The sequence below is a fragment of the Paraburkholderia acidisoli genome (genome assembly GCF_009789675.1).
Classification (GTDB): domain Bacteria; phylum Pseudomonadota; class Gammaproteobacteria; order Burkholderiales; family Burkholderiaceae; genus Paraburkholderia; species Paraburkholderia acidisoli.
This window is the reverse complement of the sequence record NZ_CP046915.1, coordinates 945,052-963,998: the sequence shown is the minus strand read 5'-3', so window position 1 is coordinate 963,998 and position 18,947 is coordinate 945,052. Positions and strand designations below refer to the sequence as shown.

The following is an 18,947-nucleotide window of genomic DNA, read 5'->3' as shown; positions in this document are numbered from 1 at the left end:
GTGCCGCGTCGGCCGCGCAAGCTCATTCGACCGGCCCGCGTCATGCCCTTTTACGATTACGACTGCCCCAGCTGCGGCCTGTTCGAAGCCTCGCGCCGCATTGCCGAGCGCGACGAAGCGCTGGCCTGCCCCTCATGCGGCGATCCCGCGCAACGTCATATCAATACGAAAGCCGCCTCCGTGGGCGGCGCAGACAGCGATGGCGACAGTGCGGGCAGCTACGGCATGCGCCATCGCGGCGGCTGTTCCTGTTGCTGAAAACGTCACGACCAAGCGCGGTTCAGTGCGTCTTCAAGCCCGCCGCTTCCATCGCGGCGCGCAGCAACAACACCGCCACGCCCGCCACACTCACGCTCGCGGCCCACAAGCCGACCAACCACAGCAGCTTGCTCCACCACGTGCCGCCTTCGCGTTCTCCGCGTTCGAGTTTCATCGCCGCACCCGGGTGTCCATGGTCGTCAGTGATAACCGTCGCCCACTCTCACCTTGCCGCGAAATACGTAATAGCTCCACGCGGTGTAGACGAGTATGAAAGGCAGAATGAAGAGCGCGCCCACGAGCGAGAACAACTGGCTTTCGGGCGGCGCGGCCGCGTCCCATAACGACACGGCAGGCGGAATGATGTTCGGCCACAAACTGATGGCGAGCCCGCTGTAGCCGAGAAAGATCACCATCAACGTGATGATGAACGGCGTGACCGTATGCCTGTGCGCGAGCGCATAGAGCTTCGCGACGAAGCACAGCGCGACCAGTACCGGCACCGGCGAAAAGAACAGCAGATTGGGCAGCGAAAACCAGCGATGCGCGATCGCCGCGTGCGCGAGCGGCGTCCACAAGCTCACGAGCACGATGACGGCCAGCAAGGTCCACGCGAGACGCAACGAAAGCCGGTACATGTGCGCCTGAAGCTCGCCTTCGGTCTTCATGATGAGCCAGGTCGCACCGAGTTGCGCATACGCCGCGAGTAGCGCGAGGCCGCAAAACAGCGGGAATGGCCGCAGCCAGTCGAGACTGCCGCCCGCATACGCGTGATCGCGCACCGGCAAGCCGTCGATGAACGCGCCGAGCACGACGCCCTGCGCGAAGGTCGCGACCAGCGAGCCGCCAATAAACGCCATGTCCCAGAGATGACGGCGGCGCTCGTGCGCCTTGAAGCGAAACTCGAACGCCACGCCGCGAAAGATCAGCCCGATCAGCATGACGATGAGCGGCAGATACAGCGCGCTCAGCACGACCGAATACGCGAGCGGGAAGGCGCCGAACAGACCCGCGCCGCCCAGCACGAGCCAGGTTTCGTTGCCGTCCCACACGGGCGCGACGGTATTCATCATCACGTCGCGCTCTTCCTTGTCGCGCACCGTGAAAAACAGGAGGCCGATGCCCAGGTCGAATCCGTCCATCACGACGTACATCATGATGCCGAATGCGATGATGACGGCCCAGATCAGCGTGATATCGACGCCCATGCGCGGCTCTCCCTAATGCGCTTCATCGTTGCGCATCGCTCGACTGGCGATGCTCGTCGCCGTCCTCGGATGCCGCCGAAAGCGGCCGCGCCGGCGTGCGTGCCCGGCCCGCGCCGCCGTGGCGCACGCGTTCGCCTTCGTGAGGCTGCGGACCTTTGCGCACGAGCCGCAAGATATAGACGATGCCGGTGCCGAACAGCGCGAAATACACCACCACGAACAACGCGAGACTGAGGCCCAGTTGTACGGCGGGCGTGGGCGACGTGGCGTCCACGGTGCGCATCACGCCGTAGACGACCCACGGTTGCCTGCCCACTTCCGTCGTGACCCAGCCCGCCAGCAACGCAACGAGCCCGGCGGGCCCCATGTACTGCGCGAAAAACAGGAACGCGCGCGACGAATACAAGGCGCCGCGCACACGCAACACGAGCGCCCACACGCCCATCAGGATCATCAGCACGCCCATGCCGACCATGAGGCGAAAGCTCCAGAACACGATGGTGGAATCGGGCCGATCCTCGGGCGGAAACGATTTGAGCGCCGGAATCTGCCGCGTGAGACTGTGCGTGAGAATGAGACTGCCGAGCACCGGAACTTCAATGGCATAACGCGTTTCCTCGGCTTTCATGTCGGGCCAGCCGACCAGCACGAGTGGCGAGGGCTGCCCCGGCACGTTGACCCAGTGCCCTTCGATCGCGGCGATTTTCGCGGGCTGATGCTCGAGCGTGTTCAGGCCGTGCTGATCGCCCACAACGGCCTGTATGGGCGCGACGATCACGGCCATCCACATCGCCATGGAGAGCGCCGTGCGAATGGGCGCGTTGTCGTTTCGTCTGCGCAAATGCCAGGCGGCGCACGCGCCGACGAAGCACGCGGTCGCGAGAAACGCCGCGATGGCCATATGCGCGAGCCGGTACGGAAACGACGGATTGAAAATGACGGCGAGCCAGTCCACCGGCACCGCGCGCCCGTCGATCACGCGATAGCCTTGCGGCGTTTGCATCCAGCTATTCGACGCGAGAATCCAGAACGTGGAGATGAGCGTGCCGAGCGACACCATTGCCGTGGCGAGAAAATGCAGACCACGCCCCACGCGATTCCAGCCGAACAGCATCACGCCGAGAAAGCCGGCTTCCAGAAAGAACGCCGTGAGCACTTCGTACGTGAGCAGCGGCCCCGTGATGCCGCCCGCGAAATACGCGAAACGGCTCCAGTTGGTGCCGAACTGCCAGGCCATCACCACGCCCGACACCACCCCCATGCCGAAATTCACGGCGAAGATCTTCGACCAGTAGTGGTAGAGATCGCGATACGCCTCGCGGCCCGTCTTGAGCCAAAGCGCTTCGAGCACGACGAGAAAACTCGCGAGACCGATCGTAATGGCCGGAAAAATAATATGAAAGCCGACCGTGAACGCAAACTGAATGCGCGCGAGAAAGAAAGCAGTGGTGGCCTGAGTGTCCATAGGCGGCTCTCGGGGCGTGAGATGTGAGCCTAAGCGCCGGGCGCGTGCCGCGCCGCGAGCGGGTGCAACAGCTTTGCGATGCGCTTCATGGTACTCCCGAACGCAGGGCGCCAGAACGGTACGCCCGCGTACTATCGCGCGAAACCGGATTCGGTGCGTCGACAGCGCTCGCATTCATGGCTGCATGAGGCGGGTCCACGCTCGCGCCGCGCAACGCCTCGGTATTGTCCGTCGCTGTCATGATGCAATTCCCCTGGCTGGAATGAATGGCGATGAATGGCCGCAGCTTGCATACCCGTAAGCGCATTCATGCAAAGGAAAGCCATTAGTGCTTTTTAAAGCGCCATTCATACCCTTTTAGAATTCGCTTCAATTCACTCCATACCTGCCGTTAACCCGCAGAGATATCCCCACCATTTCGACGCGTCACTCGCAACGGGCGACCGACGCCACGCTCGAATCGTCAGGGCCGGCTTGCACTTTGCGGACATGGCTCCCCCGCGACTCTCGAACACGCGCCCGGCGCGTGACGTGTAACGGAATTATCTTTCTTTCATGGTTGTGAAACGACTCTGCGCCGCGAGCCTCGCGGTCGCGCTCACGGCGGCGCTCGCGCCCGTGTGCGAAGCGCAATATTCAACGGACTGGCTGGCGAACAGCTACGGCAGCAACGCCACGCGCGTGGGCAGCGTGGCCCGCTCGATGTGGGTCGCGCCCGAAGGCGTGATCTATACGTCGTCGATGTGGGACGAAAACGAAGGCGGCATCGCGCTCTATCAGAACGGTCAAAGCCTCGGCTCGATCGGCGGCCACGGCGACTTTCAGGGCGGCGCGATCACGGGCAACACCAGCTCGCTGTTCGTCGCCATGCAATTCAACAGCACGTACGGCAGTGGCAAGGTCGGACGCTACAACCGCACGAGCCGTGCGCGCGATCTGCTCATCAGCGTGAGCGACACGACCACCGAACGGCTCGCCGACGTCGTGACCGGTCTCGCCACCGCGGGCTCGCTGCTCTATGCCAGTGACTTCCCCGGCAACCGCGTGCGCGTGTTCACGACCGCGGGCGTGTGGCAACGCGATATCGGCATTGCGGGACCGGGCGCGCTCGCCGTGGACGCGGCCGGCAACCTCTGGGTCGCGCAAAAGAGCGCGGGTGCCGTGGTCGAATTCGGTCCGAACGGCGACAAGCGCAACACGATTCAACTCGGCGCGACCGCGCGGCCATCGTCGCTCTATTTCGACACGCAAACGGCGCAATTGATGATCGGCGACTCCGGTCCCGACATGAACATCAAGCTGTACAACGTTGCGGGCGCACCGATCGCCACCGGCACGTTCGGCGTCAAGGGCGGTTATCTGAACACGGCCACAGGCCTCAAGGGCCAGGTGGGCGACAAGCGCTTCACGCGCGTGGCGGGGATCGGCAAGGATTCGGCCGGCAATCTTTACGTGCTCAACAACCCATGGGGCGGCTCGTGGGATCTGGGCCGCGACGGCGGCACCGATATTCACGCGTACGACGGCAGCGGTTATTTGCGCTGGAAATTGCAGTCGCTGAATTTCGAAGGCAACGGCGCCCCCGACCCCGGCACCGACGGCGTGCTGTTTTACGGCGGCACGCACGTGTATGCGGGCGCGGCCGGTGGCACCTTCGTGGCCAATACGATCGACCCCGTCACGTACCCGTCCGACCCGCGCATCAATCTCGCCGATCACGAGCGCGGCGAACATTTCGCGCAAGTGGCCTATGTGAACGGTCATCGCATTCTCGTTGCGGCCAGCCAGAATCCCGACACGTTCTACTTCTTCCACTTCAATCCGCAAAGCGGCTATATCGCGATTCCCGATGCGACGATGCCGGGCGCCGCGTTCAATACGACCGCCCGTGTGCGCGACGGTTTTTGCCTCGACAGCAAAGGCGATATCTGGGCCGGTCTCGACAAGACCAACGTGATTTCGCATTACCCGCTCACCGGCTTCGACGCGAGCGGCCAACCCGTCTGGGGCACGCCGAAGACCACGCCAATCCCGCGCACGATCTCGCAACTCACGCGCATCATCTATCTGCCGGAAAGCGACACGATGATTCTCGCGCAGGGTATCACCGGCAATACCGACTGGACCGCCGTGGGCTCGCGCGTGGAGGTGTATCACGGCTGGCTCGCGGGCAATACGGGCACGCCGAACCCTGTCATTACCATTTCGGGCGCGAATCCGAAATCGATTACGGCAAGCGGCAACGAACTGTTCGTGGGTTATGTGCACACGGTGCCCAATATCGACGCGTTCAATCTCACCACCGGCAAGCTCGACACGACCTTCACCAATAGCAATCCCAATGCGGTGTACGTGGGCAACGATGTCGATTCGATGTACGGTCTGCGTTCGTTCCAGCGCGCGAGCGGCGAATACGTGGTGACGAAAGACAATTACAACGGCTCGAATCTCGTGGTGTACCGGTGGACGCCCGCGGTCGCCGCGGGCACAACGGCCACGGCGGCGCCCGTCACCCAAGCCATGCTCGCTTCGCCGTTCGTATCGAAATAGTGCCGATGAGCGGCGTCAATGGCGAATTCTCCGCCCGATAAAAAAGCCCCGCGAAAGCGGGGCAAAAAGGTACGGAAATACCGATCAGTCTGTCGAATACGGAGGCGCATTCGACTTAGCCAGTATCGGCTTATCGAGGCACGCACGACATAGAAAGAATTCGAAACGCGCGCTCGATGTGCGAGCCGCGACTCGATCGCGCCCCCCATGCGATACTGCCCTCCGTTCGTTGCCACGACCGAGCGACATTCAACGAGGACCGATGCCCATGACCCCGCATTCCGCCGCCACGCCCGCATGGAAAGCCGACGCGCTCACATGGGGCCACGGCCCGCGCGTGTTCGAAATGTTTCTCGAACCCACCTGCCCGTACTCGGTGCGCGCCTTCAACAAGATCGACGCGCTGTTGCAGGAAGCGGGCGCGGATAACATCACCGTGAAGATCCGCCTGCAATCGCAGCCGTGGCATATGTATTCGGGCGTGATCGTGCGCTGCATTCTCGCGGCCTCCACCTTGCCGGGCGGCAAGGAAGCAGCGAAGCAGGTGATGGCGGCCGTGGCGGCGCATCGCGAAGCGTTCGAGTTCACGCACCACTGCGGCGGCGCGAACCGCGACGCCACGCCCAACGACATCATCGCGCGCATCGAGCAGTACAGCGGCGTGGCACTGCGCGAGGCGTTCGAAATTCCCGATCTCGATCGCGAGATCAAATGGCACGCGAAATACGCGCGCCAAAACGGCATTCACGTTTCGCCGACCTTCATGGTCGACGGTCTCGCCGATCCGAAAATCAGCAGTGGCGACGACGTGTCCGCGTGGGCCGCGCTGCTGCGATAACGGCTTTCAGCAAACGTACCCTTGCCGCGCACCGCTGGTCGCGCACCGCTTGCCGCGCGCCGCTAGTCGCGCACCGCTTGCCGCGCGCCGCTTGCCGCACACCACCCGCCACACGCGCCGTTCACGCGCGCAGCGGCGCCTCCATGCCGTGACGCTCGCGAATCGCGTCGTTCGCGGGGGCGGCGGCAAACGCGAGGAAAGCGGCCGCCAGCGCGCGGCGCGCCTCGGGCGAGGTGGCCGCGCAGGCCGCCGAAAACGTCGTCACGCGTTGCACCGTGGCTGGCAGCGCCGCCACGATCTCCACGCCATCCACGTTCACGAGTTCGCTGACCTGCTGCAGGCCCAGATCGACCTCGCCTTGCGCGACGAGCGACGCCACGGGCACGCCCGGGCGCGCCTGCACGAGGCGCGACGCCATCTCCTGCGCAATGCCCCAGCGCTCCAGCAGCTTCGAGAGATGCGTGCCGCTCGGGCCGGTCGAATAACCCACGCGCCGCGCGGCGAGCACGGCGGCGCGCACGGCTTCGTCGCGGCTCAGGTCGGGATGCGGCGTACCCGCGCGCACGGCGAACGCGATGGCCGAACGCGCGAGATCCACGCGCGTGGCCAGATCGACGTGACCGGCGCTGGCGAGCTTCGCGAGCGCGTCGTCGGCGAGGATCACGAGATCGAACGCTTCGCCCTCCGTCACGCGGCGCGCGGCTTCCACGCCGCCCACCGATTCGATCTGCACCGGTGCGCCGCCCTGCGCCTGCCAGGCCTGCACGAGATCGGCCAGCACGAGCCGCGTTGCCATCGAAGAAATGCCGGTCAACGGCGAATGTTGGGTCATGCGATTGATCCTTGATTCAAAGCGGAATTCGCACGACGATAAAGATGGCGCGCCCCCAAATCCAGCACGGGTTAACCAGATGCGATGCGTGTCTGCGCGTGCGCAACGCGTTTAAACCCCGTGTGCCGCTGCGGCGTATGGCTCGCCAAGCCTTGCTGGATAAGGCTTGCACGAATTCTCCCGCTTTAGTCATGTTTATGCGAAGCGGGGCGACGCAGTCCCGTGGCGATAAGCAAATGCAATACCGTATGAACGACTTCGCAAGGGAGCGCCTTTGCGCCGTATTACCGGTTCGGTCTTGCGCGATTCCAGCGTCATTCGAATTCTGCAAACGTTTTCGTGCAAGAAACGATTTAACTCGCGCGCTTTAAAGCCCGTTCCAAACCCTTGAAGCGGCCGGCTAATCGCCTTGTTCCGGCGACAAATACGAGGACGAAAGCGGTGACGCGGCCACGCCGTCGGCCGTCTTCCCCGCCGTTTCCGCGTGCCGGCGCGCGAACGCTTTCTGGCGTTTGGCCGCGTACATCGCCATGTCGGCGTGACGCAGCACCTGATCGACGTCGGCGGAGGCCTCGGTCACCGTGGCCAGCCCGACGCTCGCACCGACCTTGACCAGCAAGCCGGGCGCGAGGTCGAACGGCCGCTCGATCGCTTCGGTCACGAGCGCCGCGAGTTCATGCGCGGGCCGCACGGAAGGACAGTCGATGATGACGAACTCGTCGCCGCCCATCCGCGCGATCAGCGCGTCCTTGCCCGCGAGCGAGCGCAGGCGCAGCGCGACCTGCACGAGCAGCAGGTCGCCCGCTTCGTGACCGTGCGCGTCGTTGACGAGTTTGAAGCCGTCGAGGTCGACGAACAGCACGGTCGAGCCCGCCGCGATAGGCGTCGAGCCCACGCGATTCGCGGCGCGGAACAACCCTTCGCGGTTGAGCAGGCCCGTGAGCGCGTCGTGGCGCGCGCGATGGCTGTGCTCGCGCTCGGCCTTCATCGTCGAGATGAGCAGGCCGTTCAGGCGCTGCGCCGCCACGCTCATCGCGAACAGGTAGAACGGAATTTGCAGCAGCGTGAGCAGCAGCACCGGTTCGTGCGCGACCAGCGCGCCCAGGCAGCACGGTCCGAGCGAGAGGAAGATCATGACCGCGACGAGACGCGGCGCGGCGAAATTGCGAAAGCAGATGCCGCCCACCATGGCCGCCGCCGAGAGAAACGACAGCGTGGCCGCCACCCAGTCGCCGCTCACCGCGCTCACGAAGGCGCCGTAGCCGACCGTCGCGCCCCACAGCGGCGCAAGCAGCAGATAGAGATCGGTGGGCGTGGACCGGCCCGCCGCCGCGCGGCGCCGCGAGATCAGCAGCACGATGAAGCGCAGCACGCACACCGTGACTTCGGCGAAAAACCAGACCTTGAACGGCAGCGTGGGATGACGCCGCACGAGCACACCCGCCACGGCGATGGTGTTGAAGACGCCGCCGAAGAAAATCGGCAGGGTTCCGAACAACGTGCCGACGAGCGCGACGCGAATATCGCGCGGCGTTTGCTCGCCCGGCGCCGCGAGCCAGCGCGCAAGGCGGCTGCGCGGCAAGGAGTAAATTTCGTTCGGACTATTCAATGGCGACACCGTCGGGCGTCCGCAATCCGGCCTCAGCGCGGGCATGCGGCATTCAGGGAGGCTGACGCGATGGCGCAAGGCTGCCGGGCGGCACGCATGGCGAGTCCCCGAACTCGCTGGCGCCGCCTCGAACTGCGCGGATCGTCGCATGCGGATTTATGCGGCTTGAATTTATGCGATTCCACATGACGACCGTGCCATTATCGGGCTTTGGCCGCTTCCGCGCCACCCTTCGGCGCTCGCAGCGTCCTCGACGCGCATGGCGAGGTCGATGCGCGCGCAACGATTTTTGCGTGTCACGGAAGAATGCCGCCCGACGCATCGGCCATTGATCCGTGGTCCGAAACGTCTGCGGGATCCGCGTTTGCCACGGCTTTCGCGGCGGCGCGAATCATCGTAGGGTGCGGGTGGTGCGTGTCGAGTCGTTCAACCGGGTGCCTCCCGTCACGGGAATCTGCCGATGTCACATTCGAATGGAAGCCGCCGCGGGCGTCGCGGCAATGCGATGGCGCGCGTCGTAGCCGGGGTGGCCGCAGCGGCGGCGGCAGGCGCTCCGCTCGCGGCATCGGCGCAAACGGATGCCGCGTCGGCCACGTCTCTGGATCGCGAGGCGCTCGTCAAACGCATCGCCGGCACGGAAGGCAGTTATGTGAACAGCCGCGGCTTGCTGTTGCGCTGGAAAAACGACGCCGACGGCACGGCGCTCGTCACGCGTTTCGCCGACGCGCGCTTCAGCAAAAGCCACAGCAAGACGGCGCAGGCGGAATGGAGCGTCGACGCTGGCGGCAATTATTGCCTCACCGTGCATTGGCCTGCGGAAACCCAGCACTGGTGCGCGGCCGTCACACCCGGCGACGACGGCGCCTTGCACACCACCGCGCCCGGCGGCTTCGCGGTCACGCTGAAATAGTGGCATGCGTCCGCGCGCTGCGCGTCAGCCCGCCGCGTGCGATTGCGGCGGCGGGGTTGGCGTCTGCGCTTGGGTTTGGGTCTGCGCCGCCACCTGTTCCTCGTTCGCGCGCGGCGCCACGGAAGGCACGGCATGCGCGGCTTCGAGCGCGTCGCGCACGGCGCTGGCGAGGTCGTCCAGCCGGTACGGCTTGCCGATGAGCGCCACGCCCTCGTCGAGCTTGCCGTCGTGGAAGATGATGTCGCGCGTGTAGCCCGAGGCGAACAGCACGCGCGCGTTGTACGGCGACCCGCTCGCGATGCGCGCGAGTTCGCTGCTGCGCACGGTCCCCGGCATCACCACGTCGGTGAACAGCAGGTCGATATGCTGGCCGCTTTGCACGATCGCGAGCGCGGCGTCGCCGTCCTGCGCGGAGAGCACCTTGTAGCCGAGCTGCGCGAGCATGTCGATGGCGGCAATGCGCACGCCGGCGTCGTCTTCGACCACGAGGATCGTTTCGCCGCCGCGAATCTCTCTCGATACCGCTGACTGCGGCGCGCGCGGTTCCGCGGCGAGACTGCGCGGAAAATACAGGTCGACGGCCGTGCCCTCGCCTTCTGCGCTTTGAATGTCGACGAAGCCCGCGCTCTGCGAGACGAAACCGAACACCATGCTCAAGCCGAGCCCCGTGCCCTTGCCTTCCGCCTTGGTCGTGAAGAACGGCTCGAACACGCGCGCCTTCACGTGCGTGGGCATGCCGCTGCCGGTGTCACCCACCGAGAGCCGCACGTACTCGCCCGGCGGCACGCCCGCATGAGTGGCGCGCGCGTCGCGTTGCGCGTCGACGTTGTCGATGCGAATGGCGATCGATCCCGTGGCCTGAATCGCGTCGCGCGAATTGATCACGAGATTGAGCAGCGCGCTTTCGAGCTGGTTGCGATCGGCGTAGATATTCCAGGCGTCGTCGCGCACGGGAATATCGAGCGCGATGGTTTCGGGCAAAGTGCGGCGCAACATTTCGCTCATGCCGTCCACCAGTTCGGTGGGCCGCAACACGGCGGGCGCGAGCGGCTGGCGCCGCGCGAACGCGAGCAGTTGCGAGGCGAGCTTCGCGCCGCGCGCCACGGCCGTGCCCACCGCGGCCACGCGCCGTTGCAGCGCCTCGTTGCTTTTCGTCGCCAGTTCGATGAGTTGCAGATTCGCGGAGATGACCTGCAGCACGTTGTTGAAGTCGTGCGCCACGCCGCCCGTGAGACTGCCGATCGCTTCGAGCTTCTGCGCCTGGCGCAGGCGCTCTTCCATCGAAACGCGCGCGCTCACTTCGGTCGCCACGCGGTGCTCGAGCGTTTGCGTGAGTTGCAGCAGCGCCTCTTCGGCCTGCTGACGCTTCTTCTCCGCGAGAATCTTTTCCGTGGTTTCGAAGACGATGGCGATCACGCCCGCGGGCCGGCCGTCGTCCTCGATCACGGGGCTGTAGCTCAGGTCCATCCACACGTCTTCGGCGCTGCCCTCGCGATACAGCACGAGTTGCTTGTCCTTGAACGTGAGCGTGCCGCCCGCGAGACAGGTATCCACCACGTTGCGATTGAACGACGCCACCTCGGGCCAGCCCACTTCCACCGGCTTGCCGAGCAGAAACGGATGGCGGCCGCCCGCGAACACGGCATAGGCGTCGTTGTAAATCATCGAGCCTTCCTGCCCCCACAGCATGACGAGCGGGGACGGCGAGGCGAGCAGCAACTGCACCGCGGCGACGAGACTCGGCGACCACGTCTCGCGCCGGCCGAGCGACGTACCGCTCCAGTCGAACGCGGCGATACGCTGCGCCATTTCGCCCTGCCAGCCGGGGCATTGCACGTTGGGAGGCGTCGTCAAGTCGATCGAACTCATGGCAAAAACACAGGTGAACGAAATACGGCGCGAGGAATGATTGCAATCGTGCGCGCGACCGGAAGTGCGCGACCCCACGCCGAATTCCATCGGGCGAGCAAACGGCATTCCCGTGCCGCCAGCGCTCAAAGACAGGACAGCAGGTCTTCGATGCTTGCGGGTTTCGTCAGAGTTTTGTCGAACTCGCTGAGAGGTGCCCCATCGGACGGGGTGCCGGCGCCACCGCCAGCGGCGCGCTCGAACGCTTCCGGCGCGACGAAGCCGGAGAGCAGCACGAAGCGCGTTTGCGCAACGCCGGGGTGCGCCTTGAGACGCGCGGCGAGTTCCGCGCCGCTCATGTCGGGCAGTCGCCAGTCGAGAAACGCCACATGGGGCACGAACGACTGGACCGCCTGCAACGCGCTCGCGCCGTCGTTGACGCTGCGCACTTCGTGGCCTTCGAATTCGAGGAGCATGGCGACGGCGTCCGTGATATCGCGATCGTCGTCGACAAGCAAAATACGTTTGGACATGGACCCACCTGATCGCTGCTACGACTTAATCGTCGACAGACTACCAGTAGCGAAGTTCATGTGCTCGCAAACGTTGTCCATGCCGCGCCTCGGCCCCATGAAAAACGGCGTGCCTCGCGAGAGGCACGCCGTGAGCGTGCTGCGTGATTTTTTAGTTGACCTTGCCGACGCCCCGCTTTGCGCTTACGCCGCCTCTTGCGCGATGACCGGCGTTTGCGCGCGCTCGACCGCGGCCGCATGCTCGCGAATCAGGCGATACACCGTTTCGCCCGGCACCGTTTCCGATTCGAGCAACTGGTCGGCAATGGCGCGCAACACCGGTTCGTTCGCGCGCAGCAACGCGAAACACGCGTCGTTGAGATCGTGCAGCAACGCGTTCGCATGCTCGATCGCGTTCTTCAATTGCAAGCCCGCGTATTGCTGCGGCAGCGCCGCGAGGCTGAAGAGATTGCCGTCGGCGTTGAAGCCGTGCTTCGACACCATGTCGAGGCTGATACGCGAAGCCTCCTGCAAATCCGACGCGGCGCCGCTCGATGCCTCGTTGAACATCAGCAGTTCGGCATTGCGCCCGCCCAGCAGCACCTGGATTTCGTTGCGCATTTCCGTTTCGCGGTACAGGTACTTGTCTTGGCGCTTCGTGATGAGCGCCACGCCGAGCGCGCCGCCGCGCGGCAGGATCGTCACTTCTTCCAGCACGCCCGTGTCGAGCAGCGCCGCCACGAGACCGTGGCCCGCTTCGTGAATCGCGATCCGCGTGCGTTCGTCGTCGGACAGCGCGCGCTCCGCGCCATTCACGTCGCCGATCCGCGCGATCTTGATCGCCTCGATGAAGTGCTCGGCGCTCACCGCTTTCGCGCCCGCTTTACGCGCGACAAGTCCGGCCTGGTTCACGATCATCGAAAGCGTGGCGGGTGAAAGACCCGTGGTCAGACGCGCGAGCTGATCGAAGTCGATCGCGTTGCCGTGCGTTTTCAGATTCGCCGCGTAAAAGCGCAGGATTTCCGCGCGATCTTCCACGTCGGGCAAGCGCACCGGCACCGTGCGGTCGAAGCGGCCGGGACGGCGCAACGCTTCGTCGAGATTCTCCGGATGATTCGTGGCCGCCACGATGATCACGCCTTCGTTCGAGGCGAACCCGTCCATCTCCGCGAGCAGTTGATTGATGATGCGGTTGCTTTCCGCTTCCACGGGACCGCCGCCCGTGTCGGTGCGTTTGCCGAGACCGTCGGCTTCGTCGATGAAGATCACCGTGGGCGCGTTCTTGCGCGCGAGCTCGAACAGGTGCTTGACCTTCTGGATGCCCACGCCGTAGTACTTCGCGCTGAAATAGCTGCCCGTGATCGCAATGAAGTTCGCGCCGCACTCGCCCGCGAGCGCCTGCGCGAGACGCGTCTTGCCCACGCCGGGCCCGCCCGTCATGAGGATGCCGCACGGGGCGCGCACGCCCATGCCGGTGAATTGCGTGGGTTCGGTGAGCCACGCGCGCACGTCGGCGAGCGCGGCCTTCGCTTCGCCCGCGCCGATCACGTCGTCGAAACGCAGCGTGGGCGTCTTGCTCAGCAGGCGCGCGCCGCCCGTCATTTCGCGGCGCATGAACCACGCCACGCCGCCAATCAGCAGAATGGGCAACAGGAGGCTGATGATGTCGCGCAGGCGCTCGAAGGCCTCGGCCCAGCGCGCCGCGCCCGTATGCACCTGGGCGTCGGGCAGCCAGACGAGTTGATACGGCGTGTCGGCGCCCGGCTTCAGGTCGCCGAACAGCAGCACGCTCGAGAACGTGCCGTTGTGGTCGGCCACATAGTATTTTTCGCCTTCGAGCGTGGAGACGAGAATCGCGTCGCGACTCACGCCAATAGCCGCCACGTCGCGCGTATGGATATCGCGCAGCATGGCCGAAGCGTCTTTTTCCTGGTGCGTCCATGCCGCCGCGTCGTGGCGCATCTCATTGGCCACGCCCGTCAACGCGGGCGGCGGCGTTTGCGCAATACGCGCTTCATGGCGGTAATACAGGAGACCAATCGTCGCCGCGAGCGCGGTCGCCGTCACACCAAACGCCACATGGCGGCCGACACGCGACCACAATGAATTCCTTGCCGGTTTCATCAATCAATTCCTGAACGGACGCACCCATGGACGTCCGAAAACACATGTAGGGATTGGGGCAGGCGAACGCGTTGCGCGTTCGTGGCGGGGATATCGCTCTGCGTTGAATCGCGAGATAAAACCGTTCGAATTCAACGCAATGATCGAGTGCTAATTGCGGGCCGCAATTAATCCGAATGAAAACCGGGTAAAGCGACCTCGACCCTTTTTATTCGTACTGCTCCATTCGCATTATGCCCGCATTGCGCGGCGCGCAAAAAGCCGAATTGGGCCTAAAACCAGGGCAAACCGCCAAATTGCCCGAATTTTTCGTTGAAACACGATTAACGTTGTTTTTTCACGTCCCCATTTTTACCGATTTCTGCTTTAAAACGCGGCACGCGTTTTGCGCACTGCCTCGCACGCATCGTGCGCCGCCGGGCCATTCCGGCACTCGCACGGTACGACCCGAAAATCGTCTGGGCGACGGAGGTCCATCATGCTTTATTACGCGCTGGTCTTTTTTATCGTCGCGATCATTGCCGCGGCACTCGGCTTTGGCGGTATTGCGGCGGGCGCCGCCAGCATTGCGAAAGTGTTGTTCTTCATCTTCCTCGTGATCTTCCTCGTCACGCTCATCATGGGCGTGGTCAGAAGATAACGATCGAGGCCTCAAGCCGCATTCGCAATATCCACGCGGCCGTGGTCCGGCGCCATCACGCCGGGCGCGGCCGCGTTGTCGTGTGCGGCCACCGGCGACCCGGCCTGCGCGGCGGCCAGGCGCTCGCGATGAATGGGCCGTACCGAATCGGCACGGCTGAGCGCCGTGTTCTCCAGCGCGAGCGTCACCGCCTGGGCGGGCGCCTCGCGCAATTGCGCTTCGTAAAGCGTGAGCAGGTCGGCGAACAATTCGAACGTGATTTCGTCGATACCCCAGACGCCGCGCTCGACCGAAGCGCGCACGTTGCGCTCGAGCGCGTCGTGCGCTTCGGTCAGCCCTTCGAGACAAGCATGGCCGTAACCGGCGTCGAACAAATGCGACGCGCTCACGACCACCTTCGCGATGGTGACGAAATGCGCGAGATCGCCGCACTGGTTGCGCAGGTTGGCGAGCATCATGTGATAGCCGATCAGCCGCTGCCGCACCGTGTCGTCTGACAATGGCAGCATTTTCCCAATCATGGGAGTGGCGTGAGTGCGCCTGACCGGTCTGGAACGGGAACGAGCCATTGATCGAAGGAAACCGAAGACATTTCCCCGGATATCGGCAACATAGGCCGGTCGCTTCAGTCTTTCGCGTGAAATTTTTGGGGCCAAAAGATGACACCTGCGAAAAAACGCTACGAACGAGAGTGCGAAATCGCTGCAACTCGCGGCGCTTAAACAGCGCGCCGCGGGCGGACTTCCCCGTGAATCAACCCACCGGCCGCAACGTGATGACGAATTGCCGTGGCGCATGACCACTCGCGTCGACCGGCATCGGGTCCGAGTGCTGCACCGCTTGCAGCGCCGCCGCGTCCCACGCCGCGTTGCCGCTGCCATGCGTGACCATGGCCGAGAGCAGTGTGCCGTTGGGCGCGCAAATCACCCGGATCGAGGTTTGCAGGCCGTCGATCGGGCCCGCCCAGACGACGTTGGGCCGCACGCGCCGCTGCACGCGCGAGGAATAATCCTCGGGCGCGACGTTCGGCTCCGCGACGTTCGGCTGCGCGGCGGGCGCGCTGCGTCGCGCGAGCGTTTGATACTTTTCGAGCGAGTCCATTTCCATATTGACGATGAACCAGTCGCGATACGGCTGCGGCGCCGTGATCACCGCGTGATTGATGATGCGCATCTTCGCGCACCACAGCGCGGGCGACTCGCTCGCACCGCTCGCAAGCGACGCGGCGAGGATGCGCGTGGCTTGCGGGTCGCTACGCAACTCGTTCTTGAGCGTGTCCAGAATCGCCTGCCGTCCTTCCATGCCCTGCTGCACGCCCACTTTCGCCTCGGGACTCTGCAACGCCGACTGCTTGAACATTGCGTAGATCACGCTGAAATACGCGTCGATATCGGCTTCGGAGAGTTGCGACCATTGCAGGTTGCGCGAGAGCACGACCGCTACGCTCTTCACACCGCCGCAATCCGCCGGTGCGTTGTTGAAGGCCTGCGCGATCAGCGTGAACATCGTGGCGCGCTGCTCGGGCGTCAAACGCAACATGGCCTCGGTGAAGAACACCGCGCGTAATGGCGGGCTCAACGCGAAAACGTTTGCGTGGGTCGGTCCTTTGCCGAGAAAGCGTCCGGTGTCGGGATCTTCGGTGATACGCCGGGTCCAGCTCATCACCAGCGTGGCCTTGGGCGAACCGGGCGGAATGCCCATGCGATCGAAGATCGCGTCGCGCAACGCTTCGTCCAGCGACAACGCGGGCATGGGCGGCACGGCCGGCGGCGTGACAGAAGGCGCGGCAAGCCCTGGCTCGGGTTGCCACGGCTGCGGCCGCGCGGCGAGTTCAGGCGGCCGCTGCGGCGCCATCGCGAGTGCCGCGATATCGTCGTCGCCGTGCAACGGCAGCGCCCCCAGCGCGCTGCCCTGCCCGGCCTCGAAGCGAAACGTGGTGTGCTGCAAGATACGACGCGGCTCGCCGTTCAGACGATACGGCGCGCAGACGCCCTGCGCCACCGCATTGCGCGCGGCGGCGTCGAGCTGCTCGCTGCCGCTGCTCTGCACGACGACGGCACGCTCGATATGACCGGTTTCGTCGATGACGTAGGCCACGCGCACGCTGCCGTGCATGCCGAGCTGACGCTCGGCCGCGGTGTACGCGGGACGCAAGAAATGACAAGGCGTGCCGGCAGTGGGCGTTGGCAGGCTGGCCAACGCGGCAGCGTTCGCCGTGGTGCCGGAAAGCGCAGTCTCACGCACCGGAGTCGTGCACGCGGCGAGCGCGAGACACGCGCTCACTCCCGCGACGATCCCCGTGCGGTACATCCCCGCGCGGTACATCCCCGTTAAAGCTTTCATTTTTATTCTTTCGAGTGGTCTACAGTTTTATTTATGCGTGCAATCTAACTCGCGCCACACTAAATCGTCAATTCACTCCGGCTTTAAAAAACGAAAATCGCAGCCTTCATCGGCTTGCAAAATTTCGCGTGCGTAGAGTTTCGCGTAACCACGTGTGGGTTGATTGATGCGTAGTGAATTTTCAGTGCGACGTCGAGTGAGTTCTGCTTCCGTGACCATTAATTCGAGCAAACGTTTGGCGACGCTCAAGCGAATCCGGTCGCCGTTGCGCACGAGCGCGAGCGGCCCGCCGGAAGCGGCGTCGGGCGCGATATGCAGGACGATGGTGCCGTAGGCCGTGCCGCTCATGCGCGCGTCGGAAAGACGCACCATGTCTTTCACGCCCGCACGCGCGAGTTTCGCCGGTATCGGCAGATAGCCGGCTTCGGGCATCGCGGCCTCGCTCGCGGGACCGGCGTTTTGCAGCACCAGAAAGTCGTCGGGCGTGACGTCGAGCGTGTCGCTGTCGATACGGTTCGCGAGGTCTTCGAGCGAAGTGAACACGACGGCGCGCCCTTCCTTTTCGAATAACGCGGGGTCGGCGGCCGACCGCTTGAGTATCGCGCCGCGCGGCGCGAGATTGCCGAATAGCGCTACGAGCCCGCCAGTTTCGCGCACCGGTTCGCTGAAGCGATGCACGATCTCGTGATCGATCCAACTCACTGCGTCGAGCCGTTCACCGAGCGTTTCACCCGTGACCGTGCGGCACTCCAGATGCAATAGCGGTTTGAGTTCGCGCAAAATCGCGGGCACGCCGCCCGCCGCGTATAAATCCTCCATATAAAACCGGCCAGTGGGTTTTAAATCGACGAGTACCGGCGTGGTTTCGCTCAGCGCATTCAGATGCTGCAAATCGACGCGAATGCCGAGGCGCCCTGCGATGGCCGTGAGATGAATCACCGCATTCGTGGAACCGCCAATGGCGAGCAATACGCGCAGGGCATTCTCGACGGACTGCGCCGTGATGATGTCGCTGGGCCGCACCGGGTTGGCAACGAGATCGAACGCGACGCGCCCGGTTTCCTCCGCCATGCGCAAACGGTCCGCGTCCACGGCCGGGCAGGCGGCGCTGTTCGCGGGCATCATGCCGAGCGTTTCCGCGAGGATCGCCATCGTGCTCGCGGTGCCCATCACGGCGCACGTGCCCGCGGTGGACGCGAGGCGGCGTTCCACGGCGTCGATCTCCTGCGCGTCGATCTCCGCGGCGCGAAACTTCGCCCAGAAGCGGCGGCAGTCGGTGCACGCGCCGAGCCGTTCGCCACGATGGCGGCTCGTGGACATCGGTCCCGCCACCAGTTGCACGGCCGGAATGTTCGCCGAGGCCGCGCCCATCAACTGCGCGGGCACGGTCTTGTCGCAACCGCCAAGCAGCACGACGGCGTCCATGGGCTGGGCGCGCGTCATTTCCTCCACGTCCATCGACATCAGGTTGCGGAATTTGAGGCTGGTGGGCGCGAGAAACGTCTCGCCGAGCGAGATGGTCGGGAACTCGACAGGCAAGCCGCCCGCCGCGAGCACGCCGCGTTTGACGGCCTCGATCAGCTCCGGGAAGTGCCGGTGACAGTTGTTGAAGCCGCTCGCCGAATGCGCAATGCCGACAATAGGGCGGTCGAGCATGTCGCGGCTATAGCCCATCGAACTCGCGAACGTGCGGCGCAAATACACGCTGAAGTCACGGTCGCCGTAGTTCGTGAGGCCGCGCGCGAAGCCGTGCGGCGTATCCGGTGAATTGGCCTTCGTTCTGGATGCCTTAGTATTTTTTCCGGTCATC

General features: G+C 64.5%; 16 protein-coding genes. 5 read left to right on the top strand and 11 right to left on the bottom strand.

Annotated features, from left to right (window positions below):
- The first annotated feature begins 42 nt into the window (after positions 1-42).
- Positions 43-258, top strand: a complete 216-nt coding sequence (locus tag FAZ98_RS26495) for a zinc ribbon domain-containing protein (RefSeq protein WP_158955637.1) — start codon at positions 43-45, stop codon at positions 256-258.
- 22 nt (positions 259-280) lie between these two features.
- Here the strand turns inward: FAZ98_RS26495 and FAZ98_RS26490 are convergent, their stop codons facing one another.
- The 3 genes from FAZ98_RS26490 to FAZ98_RS26480 are packed head-to-tail and all read right to left on the bottom strand — an operon-like array spanning position 281 to position 2,931.
- Positions 281-433 carry a DUF2474 domain-containing protein gene (locus FAZ98_RS26490; protein WP_158955635.1) on the bottom strand — a complete coding sequence of 51 codons (153 nt, stop codon included), beginning with the start codon at positions 431-433 and terminating at the stop codon, positions 281-283.
- 25 nt (positions 434-458) lie between these two features.
- Positions 459-1,466: a cytochrome d ubiquinol oxidase subunit II gene (gene cydB, locus FAZ98_RS26485; protein ID WP_158955633.1), complete on the bottom strand. Its 1,008-nt coding sequence runs from the start codon at positions 1,464-1,466 to the stop codon at positions 459-461.
- A gap of 22 nt (positions 1,467-1,488) precedes the next feature.
- Positions 1,489-2,931, bottom strand: a complete 1,443-nt coding sequence (locus tag FAZ98_RS26480) for a cytochrome ubiquinol oxidase subunit I (protein ID WP_158955631.1) — start codon at positions 2,929-2,931, stop codon at positions 1,489-1,491.
- 555 nt (positions 2,932-3,486) lie between these two features.
- Here FAZ98_RS26480 and FAZ98_RS26475 point away from each other — a divergent pair.
- Together FAZ98_RS26475 and FAZ98_RS26470 are read left to right on the top strand one after the other, a co-directional pair.
- Positions 3,487-5,481 (top strand): SMP-30/gluconolactonase/LRE family protein, encoded by a 1,995-nt coding sequence (locus FAZ98_RS26475; protein WP_158955629.1) that lies wholly within the window; start codon positions 3,487-3,489, stop codon positions 5,479-5,481.
- A gap of 268 nt (positions 5,482-5,749) precedes the next feature.
- Positions 5,750-6,319, top strand: a complete 570-nt coding sequence (locus FAZ98_RS26470) for a DsbA family protein (RefSeq protein ID WP_158955628.1) — start codon at positions 5,750-5,752, stop codon at positions 6,317-6,319.
- A 121-nt stretch (positions 6,320-6,440) separates the two neighbouring features.
- Here the strand turns inward: FAZ98_RS26470 and FAZ98_RS26465 are convergent, their stop codons facing one another.
- Positions 6,441-7,151, bottom strand: coding sequence for a substrate-binding domain-containing protein (locus FAZ98_RS26465; RefSeq protein WP_158955626.1), 711 nt, complete (start codon positions 7,149-7,151; stop codon positions 6,441-6,443).
- Positions 7,152-7,551: 400 nt separating this feature from the next.
- A complete protein-coding gene (locus FAZ98_RS26460; RefSeq protein ID WP_158955625.1) occupies positions 7,552-8,760 on the bottom strand; it encodes a GGDEF domain-containing protein in 1,209 nt (402 codons plus the stop codon).
- A gap of 505 nt (positions 8,761-9,265) precedes the next feature.
- On the opposite strand from FAZ98_RS26460, the gene FAZ98_RS26455 reads away from it, so the two are divergent.
- Positions 9,266-9,670 (top strand): hypothetical protein, encoded by a 405-nt coding sequence (locus tag FAZ98_RS26455; protein ID WP_158955623.1) that lies wholly within the window; start codon positions 9,266-9,268, stop codon positions 9,668-9,670.
- Positions 9,671-9,694: 24 nt separating this feature from the next.
- Here the strand turns inward: FAZ98_RS26455 and FAZ98_RS26450 are convergent, their stop codons facing one another.
- The 3 genes from FAZ98_RS26450 to FAZ98_RS26440 all read right to left on the bottom strand — a co-directional run bounded on the left by FAZ98_RS26450 (position 9,695) and on the right by FAZ98_RS26440 (position 14,154).
- Positions 9,695-11,479, bottom strand: a complete 1,785-nt coding sequence (locus FAZ98_RS26450; protein WP_158956547.1) for a PAS domain-containing hybrid sensor histidine kinase/response regulator — start codon at positions 11,477-11,479, stop codon at positions 9,695-9,697.
- A gap of 185 nt (positions 11,480-11,664) precedes the next feature.
- The gene (locus FAZ98_RS26445; RefSeq protein ID WP_158955621.1) at positions 11,665-12,051 is read right to left on the bottom strand and encodes a response regulator; all 387 of its coding nucleotides are present in this window, start codon (positions 12,049-12,051) and stop codon (positions 11,665-11,667) included.
- 183 nt (positions 12,052-12,234) lie between these two features.
- Entirely contained in the window at positions 12,235-14,154 is a 1,920-nt protein-coding gene (locus tag FAZ98_RS26440) for an AAA family ATPase (RefSeq protein WP_158955619.1), read from the bottom strand.
- A gap of 478 nt (positions 14,155-14,632) precedes the next feature.
- Between FAZ98_RS26440 and FAZ98_RS26435 the strand changes: the two genes are divergently transcribed.
- Positions 14,633-14,794, top strand: a complete 162-nt coding sequence (locus FAZ98_RS26435) for a DUF1328 domain-containing protein (RefSeq protein WP_158955617.1) — start codon at positions 14,633-14,635, stop codon at positions 14,792-14,794.
- 11 nt (positions 14,795-14,805) lie between these two features.
- Here FAZ98_RS26435 and FAZ98_RS26430 read toward each other — a convergent pair whose 3' ends face one another.
- The 3 genes from FAZ98_RS26430 to FAZ98_RS26420 form a co-directional block, all read right to left on the bottom strand.
- Positions 14,806-15,303: a hypothetical protein gene (locus FAZ98_RS26430; RefSeq protein ID WP_158955615.1), complete on the bottom strand. Its 498-nt coding sequence runs from the start codon at positions 15,301-15,303 to the stop codon at positions 14,806-14,808.
- A 244-nt stretch (positions 15,304-15,547) separates the two neighbouring features.
- On the bottom strand, positions 15,548-17,137 hold the full coding sequence (locus FAZ98_RS26425) for a TonB family protein (protein ID WP_158955613.1): 1,590 nt from the start codon (positions 17,135-17,137) through the stop codon (positions 15,548-15,550).
- Positions 17,138-17,209: 72 nt separating this feature from the next.
- Positions 17,210-18,946 (bottom strand): dihydroxy-acid dehydratase, encoded by a 1,737-nt coding sequence (locus FAZ98_RS26420; RefSeq protein ID WP_158955611.1) that lies wholly within the window; start codon positions 18,944-18,946, stop codon positions 17,210-17,212.
- Position 18,947 lies beyond the last annotated feature (1 nt).

Excerpts from the sequence above, each read along its gene's own strand:
- FAZ98_RS26495 (WP_158955637.1), top strand. The coding sequence starts at position 43 with ATGCCCTTTTACGATTACGACTGCCCCAGCTGCGGCCTGTTCGAAGCC.
- FAZ98_RS26490 (WP_158955635.1), bottom strand. The coding sequence starts at position 433 with ATGAAACTCGAACGCGGAGAACGCGAAGGCGGCACGTGGTGGAGCAAG.
- cydB (WP_158955633.1), bottom strand. The coding sequence starts at position 1,466 with ATGGGCGTCGATATCACGCTGATCTGGGCCGTCATCATCGCATTCGGC.
- FAZ98_RS26480 (WP_158955631.1), bottom strand. The coding sequence starts at position 2,931 with ATGGACACTCAGGCCACCACTGCTTTCTTTCTCGCGCGCATTCAGTTT.
- FAZ98_RS26475 (WP_158955629.1), top strand. The coding sequence starts at position 3,487 with ATGGTTGTGAAACGACTCTGCGCCGCGAGCCTCGCGGTCGCGCTCACG.
- FAZ98_RS26470 (WP_158955628.1), top strand. The coding sequence starts at position 5,750 with ATGACCCCGCATTCCGCCGCCACGCCCGCATGGAAAGCCGACGCGCTC.
- FAZ98_RS26465 (WP_158955626.1), bottom strand. The coding sequence starts at position 7,151 with ATGACCCAACATTCGCCGTTGACCGGCATTTCTTCGATGGCAACGCGG.
- FAZ98_RS26455 (WP_158955623.1), top strand. The coding sequence starts at position 9,266 with ATGGCGCGCGTCGTAGCCGGGGTGGCCGCAGCGGCGGCGGCAGGCGCT.
- FAZ98_RS26450 (WP_158956547.1), bottom strand. The coding sequence starts at position 11,479 with ATGGCGCAGCGTATCGCCGCGTTCGACTGGAGCGGTACGTCGCTCGGC.
- FAZ98_RS26445 (WP_158955621.1), bottom strand. The coding sequence starts at position 12,051 with ATGTCCAAACGTATTTTGCTTGTCGACGACGATCGCGATATCACGGAC.
- FAZ98_RS26440 (WP_158955619.1), bottom strand. The coding sequence starts at position 14,154 with ATGAAACCGGCAAGGAATTCATTGTGGTCGCGTGTCGGCCGCCATGTG.
- FAZ98_RS26435 (WP_158955617.1), top strand. The coding sequence starts at position 14,633 with ATGCTTTATTACGCGCTGGTCTTTTTTATCGTCGCGATCATTGCCGCG.
- FAZ98_RS26430 (WP_158955615.1), bottom strand. The coding sequence starts at position 15,303 with ATGCTGCCATTGTCAGACGACACGGTGCGGCAGCGGCTGATCGGCTAT.
- FAZ98_RS26425 (WP_158955613.1), bottom strand. The coding sequence starts at position 17,137 with ATGAAAGCTTTAACGGGGATGTACCGCGCGGGGATGTACCGCACGGGG.
- FAZ98_RS26420 (WP_158955611.1), bottom strand. The coding sequence starts at position 18,946 with ATGACCGGAAAAAATACTAAGGCATCCAGAACGAAGGCCAATTCACCG.